Consider the following 20030-nt stretch of genomic DNA (forward strand, 5'->3'; position numbering starts at 1 on the left):
GCCCGCCGCACGCCGCCACGCGCCGCACCCGCCACGCGCCCCGCCCGCCCGCCACGCCGAACGCGCCCCGCGCGCCACATCCGCGCCCGGCAGGCCGTTAGCAATGATAACGATTTGCCATCTCCTCGTAAGATGGAATCGCGCAGTCAACGCCCCGAACAGTGCATGGAGGCACCCAATGGTTGAATCGTCCGGTAAACCCTTTGTCTGGCCAGTCAGCTCACCGCATCCGCTCAGCGCCGAAGCGCTGGAAAGCGTCGATGCCTGGTGGCGGGCGGCCAATTATCTTTCCGTCGGGCAGATCTATCTGCTGGACAACCCGTTATTGCGCGAGCCGCTGACGCGGGAACACATTAAACCTCGACTGTTGGGCCACTGGGGAACGACCCCGGGGCTCAATTTTCTTTATGCCCACCTGAACCGCGTCATCCAGGAACGCAAAATCAGCACCCTGTACGTCACCGGCCCCGGCCACGGCGGTCCCGGCATGGTCGCCAACGCCTACCTCGACGGCACCTATACCGAGATCTACTCCGGCATCGAACAGTCCGAGCAGGGCGTCAAGGCACTGTTCCGCCAGTTCTCGTTCCCGGGCGGCATCCCCAGCCACGCCTCACCCGAGACCCCCGGCTCCATCCACGAGGGCGGTGAGCTCGGCTACGCGCTCAGCCACGCCTATGGCGCCGCCTTCGACAACCCCGATCTGCTCGTGGCCGCGGTCGTCGGCGACGGCGAGGCCGAGACCGGCCCGCTGGCCACCAGCTGGCACTCGAACAAGTTCATCGACCCGCTGCAGGATGGCGTCGTGCTGCCGATCCTGCACCTCAACGGGTACAAGATCGCCAACCCCACCGTGCTCGCCCGCATCCCCGAAGAGGAACTACTCGACCTGATGCGCGGCTACGGCCACACGCCCCACATCGTCGCCGGCGGTTTCGACGGCGAAGACCCGCTCCTGGTGCACCAGCGGATGGCCGAAACGCTCGACGTCGTGCTCAACGAGATCGCCGAGATCAAGGCCCGCGCCCTCGCCGGCGACACCGAGCGGCCCCGCTGGCCGATGATCATCCTGCGCACGCCGAAGGGCTGGACCTGCCCGGCCGTCATCGACGGCGTGCAGGTCGTGGACTCCTGGCGTTCGCACCAGGTGCCGCTCAGCAACGCCCGCGACACCGAGGCGCACACCCGCGTGCTCGAGCAGTGGCTCGCGTCCTACAAACCAGAGGAACTCTTCGACGAGTCCGGGGCCCCGATGCGGAGCATCACCGCGCTCGTCCCCGACGGCGACCTGCGGATGAGCGCCAACCCGATCTCCAACGGCGGGCTGCTCCGGCGGGCGCTGAAGCTGCCCGACTTCCGCGACTACGCGGTCGAGGTCCCCTCCCCGGGCGCCACCACCGATGAGGCCACCAAGGTGCTCGGCACCTGGCTGGCCGACGTCATCCGTGACAACCCCGACAACTTCCGCATCTTCGGGCCCGACGAGACGGCATCCAACCGCCTCGCCCCGGCCGTCTACGAGGCCACCGACAAGCAGTGGAACGCCGAGTACCACGAGGGCGACACCAACCTCGCGCGCGCCGGCCGGGTGATGGAGATGCTCTCCGAGCACCAGTGCCAGGGCTGGCTGGAGGGCTACCTGCTCACCGGGCGCCACGGACTCTTCAACTGCTACGAGGCCTTCATCCACATCGTGGACTCCATGTTCAACCAGCACGCCAAGTGGCTCAAGGTCACCCGCGAGATCCCGTGGCGCCGCTCCATCTCGAGCCTGAACTACCTGCTCAGCTCGCACGTCTGGCGCCAGGACCACAACGGGTTCTCGCACCAGGACCCCGGCTTCATCGACCACGTCGTCAACAAGAGCGCGGATGTCGTGCGCGTCTACCTGCCGTTCGACGCCAACACCCTGCTCGCCACCTACAACCACTGCCTGCGCAGCGTGGACTACGTCAACGTGGTCGTCGCGGGCAAGCAGCCGGCCCCGAACTGGCTGAACATGGACCAGGCCGTCGCGCACTGCAAGCGCGGCCTCGGCATCTTCGACTGGGCGGGCACCGAGAAGTTCGGCACCTCACCCGACGTCGTGCTCGCCGCCGCCGGCGAGGTGCCCACGCTCGAGGTGCTGGCCGCGGCCTCCATCCTGCGGGAATGGCTGCCCGACCTCGCCGTGCGCGTCGTGAACGTCGTCGACCTGATGCGCCTGCAGTCCGAGGCCGACCACCCGCACGGTCTCAGCGACCAGGAATTCGACGCGATCTTCACGGCCGACAAGCCGATCGTGTTCGCCTACCACGGGTATCCGTGGCTGATCCATCGCCTGACCTACAAGCGCAACGGGCACGGCAACCTGCACGCCCGCGGCTATAAGGAGAACGGCACGACCACCACGCCGTTCGACATGGTCATGCTCAACGACCTCGACCGGTACCACCTGGTCATGGACGTCATCGACCGCGTTCCCGGACTCGGCGCCCGCGCCGGCCTGTTGCGCCAGGAGATGCAGGATGCCCGCTTGCGGGCCCGCTCGTACACCAGAGACCACGGGGAAGACATCCCCGCCGTCACCGAATGGGTCTGGGACGCCACTGGCGTCGGCGTGACCCCCAACAATGCCGGTGTGTCTACCGGTGGAGACAACGTATAACCGTGGCTGACAGCATTTACATCACCTCTCCCGAGGGAAATACCGGAAAATCCACCATCGCGCTCGGCGTGCTCGACACCCTGCTCCGCTCGGTCGAGCGGGTCGGCGTGTTCCGGCCCATCGCCCGGTCGGTGCACCACCCCGACTACGTGCTCGAGCTGCTGCTCTCGCACCTGTCCTCCGGGGCCGCCCCCAGCCCGCTGCCTCCGCTCAGCTACGAGGAGTGCGTCGGCGTCACCTACGAAGAGGTGCACCTCGACCCCGATGCCGCCCTTGGCAAGATCGTGCAGCGGTACAAGGCCGTCGAGGCCCAGTGTGACGCCGTCGTCGTGGTCGGTTCCGACTACACGGATGTCGGCAGTCCCACCGAACTGGCCTTCAACCTGCGCATCGCCGCCAACCTGGGGGTGCCGGTTCTGCTGGTGCTCGGCGGCCGGGTCGGTCCCGGCCAGGGCGACGGGCGCGACCAGGGTGCAGCGATCGCCCCGGGCGACCGCAACGACCGTCAGCTCGGGCAGAGCGACCCGCGCACGCCGGAGGACATCCGTCAGCTGACCGACGTCACGCTGGCCGAACTGCGCGAGGAGCACGTGTCCCTGGTGGGCGTCATCGTCAACCGGGCCGACCCGGCCCGGCTGGACGAGCTCATCGCCGCCGTGCGCGGTGTCATCGACGCCGGCATGTTGCCCGGCAAGGGGCTGAACGCGGTGCCGGTCTGGGCGCTGCCCGAGGACCCGTTCCTCGTGGCGCCGAGCATGAAGAGCATCCTCAAGGCCACCAGCGGCACCCTCGTCAAGGGTGACCAGGCCCTGCTCAGCCGCGAGGCGCTCGGTGTGGTGGTCGCGGCCATGTCGATGGTCAACGTGCTGCCGCGCCTGTTCGAGGGCGCCGTGGTCGTGGTTCCCAGCGACCGACCGCAGGTGCTGCTCGCCGTGCTGATGGCGAACTCCTCCGCGACGTTCCCGTCGATCGCGGGCATCGTGCTGGTCGGCGGGTTCGCCCTGCCCGAGGAGATCGAACGGCTCGTCGAGGGCCTCGCACCGTCGGTGCCGATCATCCGCACCGAGCTCGGCTCGTACGACGCGGCGCTGCGCATCACGCACACGCCGGGCCGGATGGCCGCGGATTCCCAGCGCAAGCGCGACACCGCGCTGGCCCTGTTCGAAGGCCACGTGGACGCATCCGTTCTGCTGGACCGGCTCGAAGTGAGCCGCGCCGACGTGGTGACCCCGCTGATGTTCGAGTACACGCTGCTCGAGCGGGCGCGCACCAACCGCAAGCGGATCGTGCTGCCGGAAGGGGACGACGACCGCGTGCTGCGCGCCGCCGCGACCCTGCTGGCCCGCGACGTGGCCGACATCATCATCCTGGGCGAGGAGTTCGAGGTGCGCTCGCGCGCGATCGGCCTCGGGCTCGACATCTCCCGGGCCCAGGTCGTGAGCCCCTTCGACGACGTGCTGCGGCACAAGTTCGCCGAGGCCTACGCGAAGCTGCGCGCCCACAAGGGCGTCACGGTCGAGCAGGCCATGGAGCAGGTCACCGACGTGTCCTACTTCGGCACGATGATGGTGCAGCTCGGCCTGGCCGACGGCATGGTCTCCGGCGCCACCCACACGACGGCGCACACCATCCGGCCCAGCTTCGAGATCATCAAGACCCGGCCGAACGTCTCGGTCGTGTCGAGCGTGTTCCTGATGGCGCTCGCCGACAAGGTGCTCGTCTACGGCGACTGCGCGGTGAACCCTGACCCCACCGCGGAGCAGCTCGCCGACATCGCCATCTCCGCGTCGGAGACGGCCGTGGAGTTCGGCATCGAGCCGCGAATCGCGATGCTCTCGTACTCGACCGGCGAGTCCGGCCAGGGTGCGGACGTCGACAAGGTTCGCGCCGCGACCGCCCTCGTGCGGGAGCGTCGCCCCGACCTGTTGATCGAGGGACCGATCCAGTACGACGCGGCAGCGGATGCCGCCGTCGCCGCCACGAAGATGCCCGGTTCCGCCGTCGCCGGCCGCGCCACCGTCTTCATCTTCCCCGACCTGAATACGGGCAACAACACGTACAAGGCCGTGCAGCGAAGCGCAGGTGCCGTCGCCATCGGCCCCGTGCTGCAGGGGCTGCGTAAACCCATTAATGACCTTTCTCGAGGAGCACTTGTGCAGGACATCGTCAACACCGTAGCCATCACCGCCATCCAGGCCGCGACGCTGTCCGCAGCTGCCGCTGCGACTGCTGTTCCGGCGACTGCCGCGGCGGTGTCCGCATGACCGCCGTCCTGGTCGTCAACTCGGGCTCGTCCTCGTTCAAGTACCAGCTGCTCGACATGGACACCGAAACCGAGCTCGCCAGCGGCCTCGTCGAGCGCATCGGTGAGCCGATCGGTCACGCACGGCACAACGTGGGCACGTCCAAGGACGGCCGCACCGAACGCGACCTGCCGATCACGGACCACACCGCCGGCTTCGCCGTGATGCTCGAGGCCTTCGCCGAGCACGGACCCCAGCTCTCCGAAGCCGACCTGATCGCCGTGGGCCACCGCGTCGTGCAGGGCGGGAACCGGTTCTTCGAGCCGACCGAGGTCACCCACCTGGTCGAGCTGAACATCGAGGACCTGTCCGAGATCGCGCCGCTGCACAACCCGGGCGCCGTTCAGGGCATCCGTGCCGCTCGTGCCAGCTTCGCAAACGTGCCTCACGTTGCCGTCTTCGACACCGCGTTCCACCAGACGCTGCCGCCGGCGGCCTACACCTACGCCATCGACAAGGATCTGGCGACGCGCTACCGCGTGCGCAAGTACGGCTTCCACGGCACCTCGCACAAGTTCGTGTCGGAGGCCGTGGCCACCTTCCTCGACCGGCCGCTGGCCGAGCTGAAGACGATCGTGCTGCACCTGGGCAACGGGGCATCCGTGTGTGCCGTCGACGGTGGAAACTCGATCGACACCTCCATGGGCATGACCCCGCTGCAGGGGCTCGTCATGGGCACCCGCTCGGGCGACATCGACCCGGCCGTGATCTTCCACCTGCGCCGCCGGGCCGGGATGACCACCGCCGAGCTCGACGACCTGCTGAACCGCCGCGGCGGCATGCTGGCGCTGGCCGGCAACGGCGACATGCGCGACGTGGAGAACGCCGCGGTCGCGGGCGACCCGGTGGCCCAGGCCGCCCTCGACGTGTACTTCCACCGGATCAAGGGGTATGTCGGCAACTACTACGCCCAGCTGGGCGCGGTCGACGTGATCGTCTTCACCGCGGGCGTCGGCGAGAACTCGCCGATTGTGCGCGCGGGCGCGCTGGCCGGACTCGAGGGCATGGGGATCGAAATCGACCCCGAGCGCAACGAGGCGAAGTCGCGCAAGCCGCGCGTGATCTCCACGGACAACTCGCGCGTGACCGTGCTCGTCATCCCGACGAACGAGGAGCTGGAGATCGCCCGCCAAACGCTGGCGACGATCAGCCGCACGCATCCGTCGCTGTAGTCAGGTTCCGGTGATCGCCCTCCGGTGATCGCCTGCCGGTGATCGCCCTCCGGTGATCCCGCTGTACTGATCGGATCGGCCGCTCCCGCGCTGGGGGCGGCCGATTTGCGTGTGTGCCGTCCAGCTCCGTCGAGCCGCGCCGATTGTGCCGAGAGTCGCCGTTCCACTGGCGAGTCTCGGCGCATTCGGCGATTCTCGGCGCCGAGTTCGTCACTTGCGGTCGAGTTCGCCGGGCACAGATGGCGAACTCGACCGGAACTGCCGAAGAGGGTGCACCATCCGGTGGCGACGGATGCGGCGTGTTGCGAAATCGTCCGATGTTACGTCGGTCCCGAGCGACCGGAAAGCACGCGCCACGCCATGGCACTTCTCCCGGAAGCCCGCGGGCGGACTGCTAGTGTTTCGCCCACGGCGCGTATGCCGACAGTAATGGGGCTGTTGTACGCAGCTCCCCACGAGGGGGAACACATGAGCTGGCTCGACCGCGAACGCACGATTGCACCTCCTGGATTCAACCGCTGGCTCATTCCGCCATCCGCCCTCGCCCTGCACCTGTGCATCGGTCAGGCGTACGCGACCAGCGTGTACAAGACCGCCCTCGTCGCCCACTTCGGTGTCAGCTTGACCCAGATCGGCCTGATCTTCTCGATCGCCATCGTCATGCTCGGACTGTCCGCCGCGCTGATGGGAACGTGGGTCGACACACAGGGCCCGCGCAAGGCGATGTTCGTGTCGGCGCTGTTCTGGTCCGGCGGATTCCTCGTGGGCTCGCTCGGCATCTTCTCCGGCCAGCTCTGGCTGGTCTACCTCGGCTACGGCTTCATCGGCGGGATCGGCCTGGGCATCGGCTACATCTCCCCGGTTTCGACCTTGATCAAGTGGTTCCCTGACCGTCCCGGGCTGGCCACCGGCATGGCGATCATGGGATTCGGCGGCGGCGCCCTGATCGCCAGCCCGGTCTCCACGGCGCTGCTCGCACTCTATGACCCCAACTCGGGTGCGGAGGGCTGGGTGGCCAGCGGAGACGCGGTCGGCAAACTCTTCCTCACCCTCGCCGTCGTGTACCTCGCGTACATGATGTTCGGCGCGTTCACGATCCGCGTTCCCGCCGCCGGCTGGAAGCCGGAGGGCTTCGACCCGGCCACGATCAAGGCGAGGCCGCTCGTGACGGACAAGAACGTGTCGGCGGCCAACGCCATCAAGACCCGCCAGTTCTGGCTGGTCTGGGTCGTACTCTTCTGCAACGTCACGGCCGGCATCGGCATCCTCGAGCAGGCGGCGCCGATGATCCAGGACTTCTTCCGCCAGCCCGACGGCACCTCCACCGTGTCGGTCGTCGTGGCCGGCGGCTTCGTCGGCCTGCTGTCCATCGCCAACATGGGCGGCCGATTTGTCTGGTCCGCGACATCCGACAAGACGGGGCGCCGGAACATCTACATGGTCTATCTGGGCGTCGGCTCCGTTCTCTACCTCCTCCTCGCCCTGTTCGGGTCCAGCACAACCGCGCTCTACGTTCTGCTGGCCTTCGTCATCATCTCGTTCTACGGCGGGGGTTTCGCGACCGTGCCCGCCTACCTGCGGGACCTCTTCGGCACCTTCCAGGTCGGCGCCATCCACGGCCGGCTGCTGACCGCCTGGTCCGCGGCCGGGATCGCCGGACCGCTGATCGTCAACGGTTTCCTCGACGCCCAGGGCACCCCGGGCGCGCTCACCGCCCAGGCCTACCAGCCGGCACTGCTCACCATGGTGGGACTGCTGGTGATCGGCTTCCTGGCGAACCTGATGGTGCGGCCGGTCCAGGCCACATTCCACGAAACGGTCACCGCTCGCCCGGTGGTCGGCCAACCAGCGATGGAGTCCTGACATGAAGAGCGCACAACTCACAATCGCCTGGGCGCTGGTCGGGATCCCGCTGGCCTACGGCGTGTTCATGACCCTGACCAGGGTCGCCGCGCTCTTCGGGTAGTCGGCACGGCGCGGTTCGGCGCGGTCCGGCGCGGTCCGGCGCGGTCCGGCGCAGTTCGTGCCGTTCGTGCCGTCCGTGCCGTCCGTACCGTCCAGCACCTGTGCCGTCCAGCACTATCCGTACCGTCCAGCACCTGTGCCGTCCAGCACCATCCGTGCCGTCCAGCACCATCCGTGCCGTCCGCACGCGGGCCGTGGCATCCCCTCGCCGTCCAGCACCGTCCACTTGCGCCAATTGCGCCGAGAGTCGCCGTTCCACCGGCGATTCTCGGCGCATTCGGCGATTCTCGGCGCCGAGTTCGCCACTTCCGGTCGAGTTCGCCGGGCACACCAGGCGAACTCGACCGCAACTGACGAAGTGGGCGCACCGACCGGGCCCGCCCGGCGCGACAACGGATGCCCGCCCGGTGCGACAACGGATGCCCGCCCGGCGCGACAACGGATGCCCGTTGCCGCCCTTCGAATCGCCGAGTACGCCACTTCAGGTCGAGTTCGCCCGGCACACCAGGCGAACTCGACCGCAACTGACGAAGTGGGCGCGCCGACCGGGCACGCACGGCCCGCCACCGGATGCCCGCCCCCGGCGCCAACGGATGCCCGGCCCACCACCCCGGACCCCACTGTCAGTGGCTCCGACTACGATTGACCCCGTGGTTACCGCCCTGTATCGCCGCTACCGGCCCGAGACCTTTGCCGAAATGATCGGTCAGTCTCAGGTGACGGATCCCCTGATGACTGCCCTGCGCACGAACCGGGTGAACCATGCCTATCTGTTCAGCGGCCCCCGCGGCTGCGGCAAGACGACATCCGCCCGTATTCTCGCGCGCTGCCTGAACTGCGCCGAAGGTCCGACCGACACTCCGTGCGGGGTCTGCCCGAGCTGCGTGGAACTGTCCCGCGACGGCGGCGGCTCCCTCGACGTGGTCGAGATCGACGCGGCCAGTCACAACGGCGTCGACGATGCCCGCGACATCCGTGAGCGCGCGATCTTCGCGCCGGCCCGCGACCGCTACAAGATCTTCATCCTCGACGAGGCGCACATGGTGACGCCGCAGGGGTTCAACGCCCTGCTGAAGATCGTCGAAGAGCCGCCCGAACACGTCAAGTTCATCTTCGCGACGACGGAACCCGAAAAGGTGATCGGCACCATCCGTTCGCGCACGCATCACTACCCGTTCCGGCTCGTGCCGCCGGGGCCGATGCTCGAATACGTGCAGCAGATGTGCGAGACCGAGAAGATGACCGTGGCGCCCGGCGTGCTGCCGCTGGTCGTGCGGGCCGGCGGCGGGTCGCCGCGCGACACCCTGTCCCTGCTCGACCAGCTGATGGCCGGCTCCGACGGGCACTCGGTCGAGTACGAGCGGGCCGTGGCGCTGCTCGGCTACACGAACGCGTCCCTGCTCGACGAGTCGATCGACGCGATCGCCGACCGCGACCCGTCCGCCGCGTTCGACGCGGTCGACCGGGTCATCCAGACCGGCCAGGACCCGCGCCGCTTCGTTGAAGACCTGCTCGAGCGCCTCCGCGACCTGATCATCGTGGGCGCCACGTCCGCGGCCGGGGCCGCCGCCGTGCTCCGCGGCGTGCCGCAGGATGAACTCGACCGCATGGCCGTGCAGGCCGCCAAGTTCGGCCCGGCCGAGCTGTCCCGCACCGCCGACGTGATCAACGCCGCCCTCACCGAGATGACTGGCGCCACCTCGCCGCGCCTCCACCTCGAACTCATGATCGCCCGCGTGCTCATCCCCGCCAGCGACGACTCCACCCGCGGCGCGCTCGCCCGCGTCGAGCGCCTCGAGCGGCGCATCGGCGTGGGTGCCGTCAACAGCGTTGGTGCCGTCAACAGCGTTGGCGCTGGCAACGCTGACGTCGCCGATTCCCGGGTGACGGATGCCCCGGCCCCGCCCGCCGGGTCGGCCTCGCCGCCCGCCCGTGGTGCCGACGTCGCCTCGTCCGTTCCGACTTCCACTGCGCCGGGTTCAGCTGCACCCGTTTCTGCCGCGACGACTTCTGCGGCGTCGTCTTCGACCGCACGTTCCGCTGGTGCGTCGCCTTCTGGCGCGCCGACGCCGGTCCCCGCCCAGGCCTCCGCTTCGACCCCGGCCTCCGCGCCGACCCCTGATCCGGTCGCAGCCGAGAAGCCGCGCCCGGTCGGACCGGTGACCTTCCAACAGGTCAAGGATGCCTGGCCCGAGATCCTCGAGGCGGTCAAGGTCGCCAAGTTCAACGCCTGGCTGGTGCTCTACACGGCACGGGCCATCGAGCTCCGCGACGGCGACCTGCTCGTGCTCTCGTTCCCCAGCCAGAAAGACGTCGAGGGACTCAGGCCGTCCACCGCACCCGGACCGGGCGTCGGCGACCACCTCAAGAAGGCCGTCAACGACGTGCTCGGATTCACGCCGAGGCTCACCGCGAAGGTGGATGCGCCCCCGATCTCCGGCGGCCGCGAAGCCCCGGCGGGCGTCGCGGCGACTCCGCCGGCGCCGTCCGCGGTGGCGCCCACGGTGACAACGCCAACGTCAGCTCCGACATCTGCGGCCCCAAGCGCTGCAGCCCCGTCGCCTGCAGCCCCGTCATCTGCTGCCGCGCCGCTCACCTCGACCCCGACGGTCGGCCGAACCGGATCAACATCCTCCGAGACCAGGACAGCCCCCGAGAGTCCGGCATCGACACCGACCGAGGCCGACACCGACGCGGAACCCGACCCGGCCGGCGTTTCCGTCGCCGCAGAAGTCGAAGTCGGTGCCAACGGCGCGGGTGCTTCCGAAAACACCTCGGCCTCCGCGAGTATCTCCGCGCCCCTGAACACGACCGCGTCCGCAACCACGGGGGCACCCGCTGAAGCCCCCGCCTCCGCGCCCGCAGCCACTTCGGCACCTACCTCTACCTCCGCACCCGTGCCCGCCTCCGCACCGGCGAAGGCCGCGGCACGGGCATCCGTCGCACCGGAACCCTCCCCCGGGGGATGGGTGACGGCCACGATTCCCAGCTCCCCGGCGGCAGACAGCGGCTGGGCCACGGTGGTCATCCCCGGATCCGGCGGTGCGGCCGCGCAGGCGACGCCGGCGCAAGCTCCGGCGGCCCTCCGTCCGGCCGACGCGTCCCGCCCCGCGCCGACCGTTGTGCGCACGCCCGAACGCGCATCCGAGCAGGAGCCGCCCTTCGACGAAGAGCCCCCGCCGTTCGACGACGAATTCCCGCCGGACGTCCACGCCGAACGCGCTCAGTCCGCGCGCTTCCAGGCCGCGGGGCCGACCTCGGGCGCACGTGCCGCGGCGCCCACTGCCACCGCCCCTCCCACCGCCCCGCCCGCGCCCACCGCCCCGACCCAGGCCACGGGCGGAGCGGCATCCGTTGCCCGTCGTGGTCCCGCCTTCGCCGAGAAGCAGCGTTACGGTGAGTCGGTGGTGCGTGAGATCCTCGGGGCAACGTTCCTCGAAGAACAGCCGCACGAGCCGGCCTCGCGCCAGAGAGGCGACTAACCCATGTATGAAGGCATCGTTCAGGAACTGATCGACGAGCTCAACCGCCTGCCCGGAATCGGGCCCAAGTCGGCTCAGCGCATCGCGTTCCACATTCTGCAGACCGAGGCGTTCGACGTGACCCGCCTCGCGAACGTGCTCCTCGAGGTGCGCGACAAGGTTCGTTTCTGCGAGATCTGCGGCAACGTCTCCGAGCAACAGACCTGCCTGATCTGCCGTGACCCGCGCCGCAACCCCGCGATGATCTGCGTGGTCGAAGAGGCCAAGGACGTCGTCGCCGTCGAGCGCACCCGCGAATTCAAGGGGCTCTATCACGTGCTCGGCGGGGCGATCAGCCCCATCGACGGGATCGGACCCGACGACCTGCGCATCCGTCAGCTGATGCAGCGCCTCGCCGACAACACCGTGCAGGAAGTCATCATCGCCACCGACCCGAACCTCGAGGGGGAGGCGACCGCCACGTACCTCTCGCGCCTGCTGACCACCCTCGAGATCAAGGTCACCCGGCTCGCGTCCGGGCTGCCGGTCGGCGGCGACCTGGAGTACGCCGACGAGGTCACCCTCGGTCGCGCCTTCGAGGGCCGCCGCACCGTCACGAACTGAGGCGCGCCGGCCATACTCGCGGCTCTGGCCCAAACGGTGACCCCTGCGCCCAAACGTCACATGGCCGGTGCCGAATACATCTGCATTTATGATGGAATCTTAGCTGTGCCCGCGTTTCCGAACCCCAGGAGTGCCACGTGAGCTTGATCGTGCAGAAGTTCGGCGGATCATCCGTCGCCGACGCTGAAAGTATCAAGCGCGTGGCCAAGCGCATCGTCGACACCCGCAAGGCCGGCAACGAGGTCGTCGTCGCCGTCTCCGCGATGGGCGACTCCACCGACGAGCTCCTCGACCTGGCGCACCAGGTCACCCCGATCCCCGCGCCGCGCGAGCTCGACATGCTGCTCACGGCCGGCGAACGCATCTCCATGGCCCTCCTCGCGATGGCGATCAAGAGCATGGGCTACGACGCCCGCTCCTTCACCGGCAGCCAGGCGGGCATGATCACGGATGCCCACCACGGCTCCGCGCGCATCGTCGACGTCACCCCCGGGCGCCTCCGCGACGCCCTCGACGAGGGTGCCGTCGCAATCGTCGCCGGCTTCCAGGGCTTCAACCGCGACACCAAAGACATCACCACCCTCGGCCGCGGCGGCTCCGACACCACCGCGGTGGCCCTCGCCGCCGCGCTGAACGCCGACATCTGCGAGATCTACACGGATGTCGACGGCGTCTTCACCGCGGACCCGCGCGTCGTCCCCCGCGCCCACAAACTCGACCGCATCTCCAGCGAGGAAATGCTCGAGCTGGCCGCGTCCGGCGCCAAGGTGCTCTACATTCGGGCAGTGGAATATGCCCGCCGGCACGGTGTGACGCTGCACGTGCGCTCCTCGTTCAACAACAACGTGGGCACCATCGTGTACAACCCGGATACCACCAGCCCGCACATCGCGATCCCGAACTCCTCGATCGCCGAGCACACGCATCCCAATAACGCACTCGCGAATGGAGAGACAGTGGAAGAGCCAATCATCGCCGGGGTCGCCGCCGACCTGAGCGAAGCCAAGGTCACGGTCGTCGGCGTTCCCGACATTCCCGGCAAGGCCGCGCAGATCTTCAAGATCGTCGCCAAGACCAACGCCAACGTGGACATGATCGTGCAGAACGTCTCGGCCGCGGCCACGGGCCTGACCGACATCTCCTTCACCCTGCCCAAGTCGGAGGGCCAGCAGGTGCTGACCGCGCTGACGAATGAGCAGGCCAACGTCGGTTTCGCCGGACTTCAGTACGACGACCAGATCGGCAAGCTCGCGCTGGTCGGCGCCGGGATGCGCACCAACACGGGCGTCTCCGCCAAGCTGTTCGAGGCCCTCTACGAGGCTGGGATCAACATCGAGATGATTTCCACCAGCGAGATCCGCATCTCGGTGGTCACCCGGGCCGACACGATCAACGAGGCGCTGCGGGTGGTGCACACGGCTTTCGGGCTCGATTCCACCGACGAGGCCGTCGTGCACGGCGGCACCGGCCGCTAGCCGCATCCGTCGCGCCTGCCCCGCCGTCCCCACCCATCCCCACCAGCCCAGCCCCAGGCCAGGCCCGGTCCCCACCCGCCCGTCCCCCGCCCGTCCCCACCCCTTCCCAACCACGCCCCGCCCGTCCCCACCCGCCCGTCCCCCGCCCGTCCCCACCCCTTCCCAACCACGCCCCACCCGTCCCCACCCCCAACCACGCCCCGCCCGTCCCCACCCCNACCCCCAACCACGCAACTGTCACCTGGTGCTTCTGTGGCTAATTCAGGAAAACCGGCCACGGATGCCCCAATCCGGCCCGATTTCAGGCTAAACCGGAAGAATCTCCTGAGTTAGCCACCAGGGCCGGAGCAGACACGGCGTCGAACTGGCACCGGCACCGGAACACCGACCACATCAGTCCCATGAGCATCACAAGCACCACCCGCGAGCAGCAGAGGAACACACAGTGACCAGCACCGCAGCCACCAGCACCGCAGGAATCCAGATCGGCGTCGTCGGCGCCACCGGCCAGGTCGGGGCCGTCGTTCGCCGCCTGCTCGAGGAGCGCGACTTCCCGGTCGCCGGCATCCGTTTCTTCGCGTCATCCCGGTCCGCCGGCACCACTCTGTTGTTCAAGGGCAAGAAGATCGTCGTCGAAGACGCCGCCACCGCCGACCCAAGAGGCCTCGACGTGGCCATCTTCTCCGCCGGCGCCACGCTGTCCAAGGTGCAGGCGCCCCGCTTCGCCGCTGCCGGCGTCACCGTGATCGACAACTCGTCCGGCTGGCGGATGGACCCCGACGTGCCCCTCGTCGTCAGCGAGGTCAACCCGGAGGCCATCAAGCTCGCCACCAAGGGCATCATCGCAAACCCGAACTGCACCACCATGGCGGCCATGCCCGTACTCAAGGTGTTGCACGATGAGGCCGGCCTCGAGCGCCTGATCGTGAGCACCTACCAGGCCGTCTCCGGCAGCGGACTCGCCGGCGCCCGCGAGCTGGCCAGCCAGGTGCGCGCCGCCGCGGCCAGCGACAACCTGCTGCAGCTGGTGCACGACGGTTCCGCCGTGCCGATGCCCGACCCGATCGTCTACGTTCGCCCGATCGCCTTCGACGTCATCCCGCTGGCCGGCTCCATCGTCGACGACGGCGAGTTCGAGACCGACGAGGAGAAGAAGCTCCGCAACGAGAGCCGCAAGATCCTCGACCTGCCCGAACTCCGCGTCTCCGGCACCTGCGTGCGCGTCCCCGTCTTCACCGGCCACGCCCTGTCGATCAACGCCGAATTCGCCAACCCGCTGTCGGTCGCCCGCGCGCTCGAGCTGCTGGCCACCGCGCCCGGCGTGGTGCTGACGGATGTCCCCACCCCCCTCCAGGCGGCCGGCCAGGACCCGAGCTTCGTCGGCCGGGTACGTCAGGACAGCGGTGTGCCGAACGGGCGCGGCCTCGCCCTCTTCATCACCAACGACAATCTGCGCAAGGGCGCCGCGCTCAACGCCGTGCAGATCGCGGAACTCGTCGCCGCCGATCTGCTCGCACTCCCGCGCTGACCCGCGGCCGCGGATCCGGTCCTCGCCGACCACCGCGGTCAGCAGAAGTGCTGATCAAGGCGTGAGAACCGGCATCCGCGGCCCGGCAGGGGCGGCACCCGCCGGCCGTCCCCTCGCGGCCCGCGCACCCGCCGGCCTGGGCCCCGCGGCACCAGTCTTCGCTCGGTGGTGAACGTTCGACCGCTCTCTCCGCTAGTGTCAGACCTCGTGGGCGGGATTCGGAATTCAGCAGCCGTGCGACGGGCCGCTTTTGTGTTGTTCGCCGGCATCGCTCTAGCCAGCATCGCCACGTCCCTGGCGCTGCTCGTCGGTGCCCCCGCCGAGCACTGGCTGATCGCCGCGGCGGGCGTGCTCTGCGCGGCCGTCCTGGAACTCACCTGGGTGCGGGTGGGCGCCGTGGAGCACCGCAGCCCGGTGATCAGCCTTCCCATGCTGGCCCTGCCTGCGCTCGCCCCGACCCTGTCGGCGGAAGCCGCGATCGGCCTGATCTCGCTCGGCGTCCTGCTGGCCATCCTGATCGAGGCCGGCCGCGCATCCGTCGCCTTCTACAGTGCCGGGTTGCAGGGTGCCGGCGGCATCGTCTCCGCCCTGATCTACGCCGGCCTGACCGGCGCCGGGTTGCCCGTGCTGCCGGCGGTGGCCGCGGCATCCGTGGGCTACGTCGCCTTCGTCGTCCTGGTCGAAGTGCTGCGACACCGCCTGGCGAACTCTCCCGTCGAGCGCGGCGGCCGCCCGCTCCTGTCGCCGGTGCGGCTCGCCGTCACCCTGGTCGGCTGCGCCCTGATCTCCGTGATCGCCCGAGTCTGGACTGTCGAGGGCGTGCCGGTGATGGTCGTGGTGGGCACCACCCTCGAAGCAGCCAGGGTGCTGGTCGCCCTGGTGATCGTCGCCACCATCGTCAAGGTGTCAACCACGGTCTCGGTCATGCGCCGCCGGCTCGCCGGGATGGTCAGCGGCGCGAGCGCGCTGAGCACCGACCCGGGCGCCGACGCGCAGTCCGGCGCCACCGCCACCATCGTCGAGGTGCTCCGGCAGGCGGTTGAAGAGACCATCGGGGCCGAATCCGTCTCCGTGCGGGCGGAGCCGGCCCGCCCCGGGGAGATCAGCATGGCCCTGCCGCTGGGCGCCGTTCCCGGCAAGGACATGTACATCGTCGCCCGCCGCGACCCCATGGACGGTGCCTTCACCGGAAACGACCGCCGGGCGCTCCAGGCCCTCGCGACCACGGCGGGGATGGTGGTCAAGGCACGCGCGAACATCGCCGGCCTGACCCTCCGGGCCAACACCGACCCGCTGACGAGCCTGCCGAACTACGGCGCGTTCCAGGAGGCCCTGGCCAACATCAACGACCACCGGGACTACTCCGAGGCGCTCGCGGTGCTGTTCATCGACATTGACGACTTCAAGCGCCTCAACGACCGGTTCGGCCACCAGGTGGGCGACGAGATGCTCAAGGAACTCGGCCGCCGACTCAGCGCGGTCGTGCGGCCGAACGACGTGGTGGCCCGCGTCGGCGGCGACGAATTCGTGGTCATCCTCACCCACCTCACGTCGCTCGCCGAGGCCAAGATCATCGCCGAGCGCATCCTGGTGGAGTCCGGCAAGCCGGTGACCATCGGTCAGAACACCCACAACCCGGTGATCAGCGTGGGGCTGGCCTACTCCGCGCACCGGGAAACCGACGTCAACCAGCTCGTGCAGGACGCCGACCGCTCCATGCTCGCGATCAAGAAGTCCCGCCGGCGCGGCGGCCCGGCGAACGAGAGCAGCATCAACATCTCCAGCCACCGGTCCTCGCAGATGAACGACATCATCGCCCATGCCATCGACGAGGACCTGCTCGAACTCGCGTTCCAGCCCATCGTCAGCCTCGTCACCGGGCAGATCTGGGCGTTCGAGGCGCTCGTGCGCTACACCCACCCCGACCTGGGTCCGCTGTCCCCGCCGTCGATCGTGGAGAAGGCCAAGGGCCTCGGCCGGCTCGACGCGATGACCCGCCAGGTGGCCGTCAAGGCGATGAAGGCGGCCGCCGACTTCCGTCTGGTCGAGCCACGCGTGGTCTGCATGACCATCAACGTGGAGGCCGGGCAGATCCTGCCCGAACGCGTCGGCACGTACATCGAAGACCTCGCCGGACGCTACCCCGGCATCTCGCTCTGCCTCGAACTCAACGAACGGTCGATGACCAAGGTGACGCCCGCCATCCGTGCCCAGGCCGACCGCCTACGCGACCTCGGCCTGATGATCGCGCTGGACGACTACGGTTCCCAGGACTCCTCGGTCGACGCCCTGGTACGGATGCCGATGGACATCCTCAAAATCGACCGCAGCCTTGTCGACGACCTCGACGACGTCCGCCAGCGCGAGGTGCTCACCGCCCTGCAGGGCTTCGGCGACAACCTCGAGTATTCGATGATCGTCGAAGGCGTGGAGAACGACGCCATGGCCGACCACCTGATCAGACTCGGCATCCGCAGCGCGCAGGGGTTCCACTACGGCGTGCCGGAGAACTTCGAGAACACCCTCACCCGGCTGGAATTGCACGGGGCCCGGGCCGTCGTGCCGCGCGGCGCGCCGGTCGGCGCCGGCCGTCCCGCCACGGCCGCGGTCGACGTCGTGTTGTCGGACGTCGTGCCGGACGCGGTCCCACAGCCCTAGCGGGCCGCTGTCTCGAGAGTCGGAACCGATATCCTTGACTCCATGAGTGCAGAGCCGATTCCGTTCGAGGTGGAGACGCTCGTTCTCGACCTCGAACCCGAACGCCGTGCCGTGCTCTACCCGGTGCTCGACACCGTGCGCGACGCCATGCCGAAGGGCTACCGGCTCGGCGTGTACGGCGGCATCCTCGGCTGGGTGGTTCCGCTGGAGACGTACCCCGACACGTACAACAAGCAGCCGCTCGCCTACGTCAGCCTGGCCGCGCAGAAGAACTACAACTCGCTCTACCTGATGGCCCTCTACAGCTTTCCCGAGAAAGATGCCGCGTTCCGCGCCGAGTGGGCCGCCACCGGCCGCACTCTGAACATGGGCAAGAGCTGCGTGCGCTTCAAGACGCTGGCCGACCTGGATCTCGATCTTGTCGCCCGAGTCATCGCCAAAGTGTCCGTTGAGGAATTCATTGCCAACTACGAGCGCGTGAAGTCCAGCGCCTGAGCCGTTTCGGCCCGAGTCGCGGGCCAACCGTTACCTGTGGTGCCCGCGTTCCGGCGGGAGGAATCCGTTACCGGCGTTACACTCGAAAGTGTGAATCCAATGGCGAATGTCGATGTCGTTCTTATTGGTGGCGGCATAATGAGCGCCACCCTCGGTACCTTGATCAAGCAGTTGCAGCCCGACTGGAGCATCGAGATCTACGAGCGACTGGGGGAAGTCGCGCAGGAAAGCTCGAACCCGTGGAACAATGCGGGCACCGGCCACGCCGCTCTGTGTGAGCTGAACTACATGCCGGAGGCGAAGGACGGAACCGTCACCGCCGAGAAGGCCGTGGCGATCAACGAGCAGTTCCAGATCAGCCGCCAGCTGTGGGCGCACCTGGTCGAGACGGGCGCGCTGCCGGAGCCGAAGAACTTCATCAACTCCACCCCGCACATGACGTTCGTGCACGGAAAGTCCAGCATCGAATACCTGCGCAAGCGGTTCGCGGTGCTCAAGGACCAGCCCCTGTTCCAGGGCATGGAGTACAGCGAGGACCCGGCCGTGATCGGCACCTGGACCCCGCTCCTGACCAGGAAGCGCCCGAAGAACGACAAGATCGCGGCGACCCGGATCGTGTCCGGCACCGACGTCGACTTCGGCGCCCTCACCCGTTACCTCTTCGATTCCCTCGCCGCCGCGGGCGCGGGCGTGCACGTGAACCAGCAGGTCACGGGCGTCAAGCAGCTTCCGGATGGCACGTGGAACCTGAACCTGCGCCGCCTGGTCGGCAACCACCCGAGTGCGGTGAACGCCCGGTTCGTCTTCGTCGGCGCGGGTGGCGGCGCCCTGGCGCTGCTGCAGCAGAGCGGCATCCCCGAGATCAAGGGTTTCGGCGGCTTCCCGATCAGCGGCCAGTTCCTGCGCACCACGAACCCGAAGCTGGTCAGCCAGCACCACGCCAAGGTCTACGGCAAGGCCGCCGTGGGCGCCCCGCCGATGTCGGTGCCGCACCTCGACACCCGCGTGGTCGAGGGGGAGACCTCGCTATTGTTCGGGCCCTACGCCGGCTTCACGCCCAAGTTCCTCAAGTCGAGCACCTGGTTCGACCTGCCGTTCTCGATCCGCACGCACAACATCGGGCCGATGCTCGGTGTCGCCGCGCACAACTTCGGCCTGATGAAGTACCTGATTGGCGAGGTTTTCGCCTCGAAGAAGACGAAGCTCAAGGCGCTGCAGGAGTTCATCCCCACGGCCAAGATAGAGGACTGGGAACTCATCACCGCCGGCCAGCGCGTGCAGGTGATGAAGAAGGACCCGAAGCTCGGCGGGGTGCTGCAGTTCGGCACCGAGGTCATCACCTCGGCCGACGGCACCATCGCGGGCCTGCTCGGCGCGTCCCCGGGTGCGTCCACGGCGGCCCCGATCATGGTGGACCTGATCAAGCGCTGCTTCCCCGACCAGTACCCGGCCTGGGAGCCCAAGCTGCGCGAGATGATCCCGAGCCTCGGCACGAAGCTGTCCGACGACCCGGCCGCCGCGGCCGCGTCCCTGGCCGCCACCGCGAAGACCCTGAACCTCACCGCGTAGTCCTTCCGCCCGTCCCGCCCGTCCCGCCCGTCCCGCCCGCGGTCCGCGGGCGCGGGCGGCGGTGCTCCTGCTGCTACCCACCGAAGTGCAGTCGGAGACGAGGCCCCCTGTGGCCAACTCAGGAGATCCGCGA

12 protein-coding genes are annotated in these 20030 nt (G+C 68.7%); all 12 read left to right on the forward strand.

The genetic code is table 11. From position 1 onward, the window contains the following. The first annotated feature begins 178 nt into the window (after positions 1 to 178). The 12 genes from E3O49_RS08535 to E3O49_RS08590 all read left to right on the forward strand — a co-directional run bounded on the left by E3O49_RS08535 (position 179) and on the right by E3O49_RS08590 (position 19897). Positions 179 to 2647: a phosphoketolase family protein gene (locus tag E3O49_RS08535; protein WP_134365910.1), complete on the forward strand. Its 2469-nt coding sequence runs from the start codon at positions 179 to 181 to the stop codon at positions 2645 to 2647. A 2-nt stretch (positions 2648 to 2649) separates the two neighbouring features. Continuing rightward, on the forward strand, positions 2650 to 4911 hold the full coding sequence (gene pta, locus E3O49_RS08540; RefSeq protein ID WP_134365911.1) for a phosphate acetyltransferase: 2262 nt from the start codon (positions 2650 to 2652) through the stop codon (positions 4909 to 4911). After that, on the forward strand, positions 4908 to 6122 hold the full coding sequence (locus tag E3O49_RS08545; protein WP_134451362.1) for an acetate/propionate family kinase: 1215 nt from the start codon (positions 4908 to 4910) through the stop codon (positions 6120 to 6122). The genes pta and E3O49_RS08545 overlap by 4 nt, the downstream gene beginning before the upstream one ends. A gap of 468 nt (positions 6123 to 6590) precedes the next feature. Then, complete coding sequence (locus E3O49_RS08550; RefSeq protein ID WP_134451364.1) at positions 6591 to 7985, forward strand: OFA family MFS transporter; 1395 nt, start codon at positions 6591 to 6593, stop codon at positions 7983 to 7985. Between the two features lies 1 nt (position 7986). Next, the gene (locus tag E3O49_RS19025) at positions 7987 to 8088 is read left to right on the forward strand and encodes an MFS transporter small subunit (protein ID WP_420898195.1); all 102 of its coding nucleotides are present in this window, start codon (positions 7987 to 7989) and stop codon (positions 8086 to 8088) included. A 649-nt stretch (positions 8089 to 8737) separates the two neighbouring features. Next, positions 8738 to 11569, forward strand: coding sequence for a DNA polymerase III subunit gamma and tau (locus E3O49_RS08555; protein ID WP_134365914.1), 2832 nt, complete (start codon positions 8738 to 8740; stop codon positions 11567 to 11569). Positions 11570 to 11572: 3 nt separating this feature from the next. After that, positions 11573 to 12172 (forward strand): recombination mediator RecR, encoded by a 600-nt coding sequence (gene recR, locus E3O49_RS08560; protein ID WP_134365915.1) that lies wholly within the window; start codon positions 11573 to 11575, stop codon positions 12170 to 12172. Positions 12173 to 12309: 137 nt separating this feature from the next. After that, positions 12310 to 13647: an aspartate kinase gene (locus E3O49_RS08565; RefSeq protein WP_134365916.1), complete on the forward strand. Its 1338-nt coding sequence runs from the start codon at positions 12310 to 12312 to the stop codon at positions 13645 to 13647. Positions 13648 to 14092: 445 nt separating this feature from the next. Beyond that, on the forward strand, positions 14093 to 15175 hold the full coding sequence (locus E3O49_RS08575; RefSeq protein ID WP_134451366.1) for an aspartate-semialdehyde dehydrogenase: 1083 nt from the start codon (positions 14093 to 14095) through the stop codon (positions 15173 to 15175). A gap of 234 nt (positions 15176 to 15409) precedes the next feature. Next, a complete protein-coding gene (locus E3O49_RS08580) occupies positions 15410 to 17833 on the forward strand; it encodes an EAL domain-containing protein (RefSeq protein ID WP_134405724.1) in 2424 nt (807 codons plus the stop codon). Positions 17834 to 17875: 42 nt separating this feature from the next. After that, positions 17876 to 18328, forward strand: coding sequence for a DUF1801 domain-containing protein (locus tag E3O49_RS08585; protein WP_134365919.1), 453 nt, complete (start codon positions 17876 to 17878; stop codon positions 18326 to 18328). A 90-nt stretch (positions 18329 to 18418) separates the two neighbouring features. Further along, the gene (locus E3O49_RS08590) at positions 18419 to 19897 is read left to right on the forward strand and encodes a malate:quinone oxidoreductase (RefSeq protein WP_255572717.1); all 1479 of its coding nucleotides are present in this window, start codon (positions 18419 to 18421) and stop codon (positions 19895 to 19897) included. Positions 19898 to 20030 lie beyond the last annotated feature (133 nt).

The organism is Cryobacterium shii, from assembly GCF_004402595.1.
GTDB lineage: Bacteria > Actinomycetota > Actinomycetes > Actinomycetales > Microbacteriaceae > Cryobacterium > Cryobacterium shii.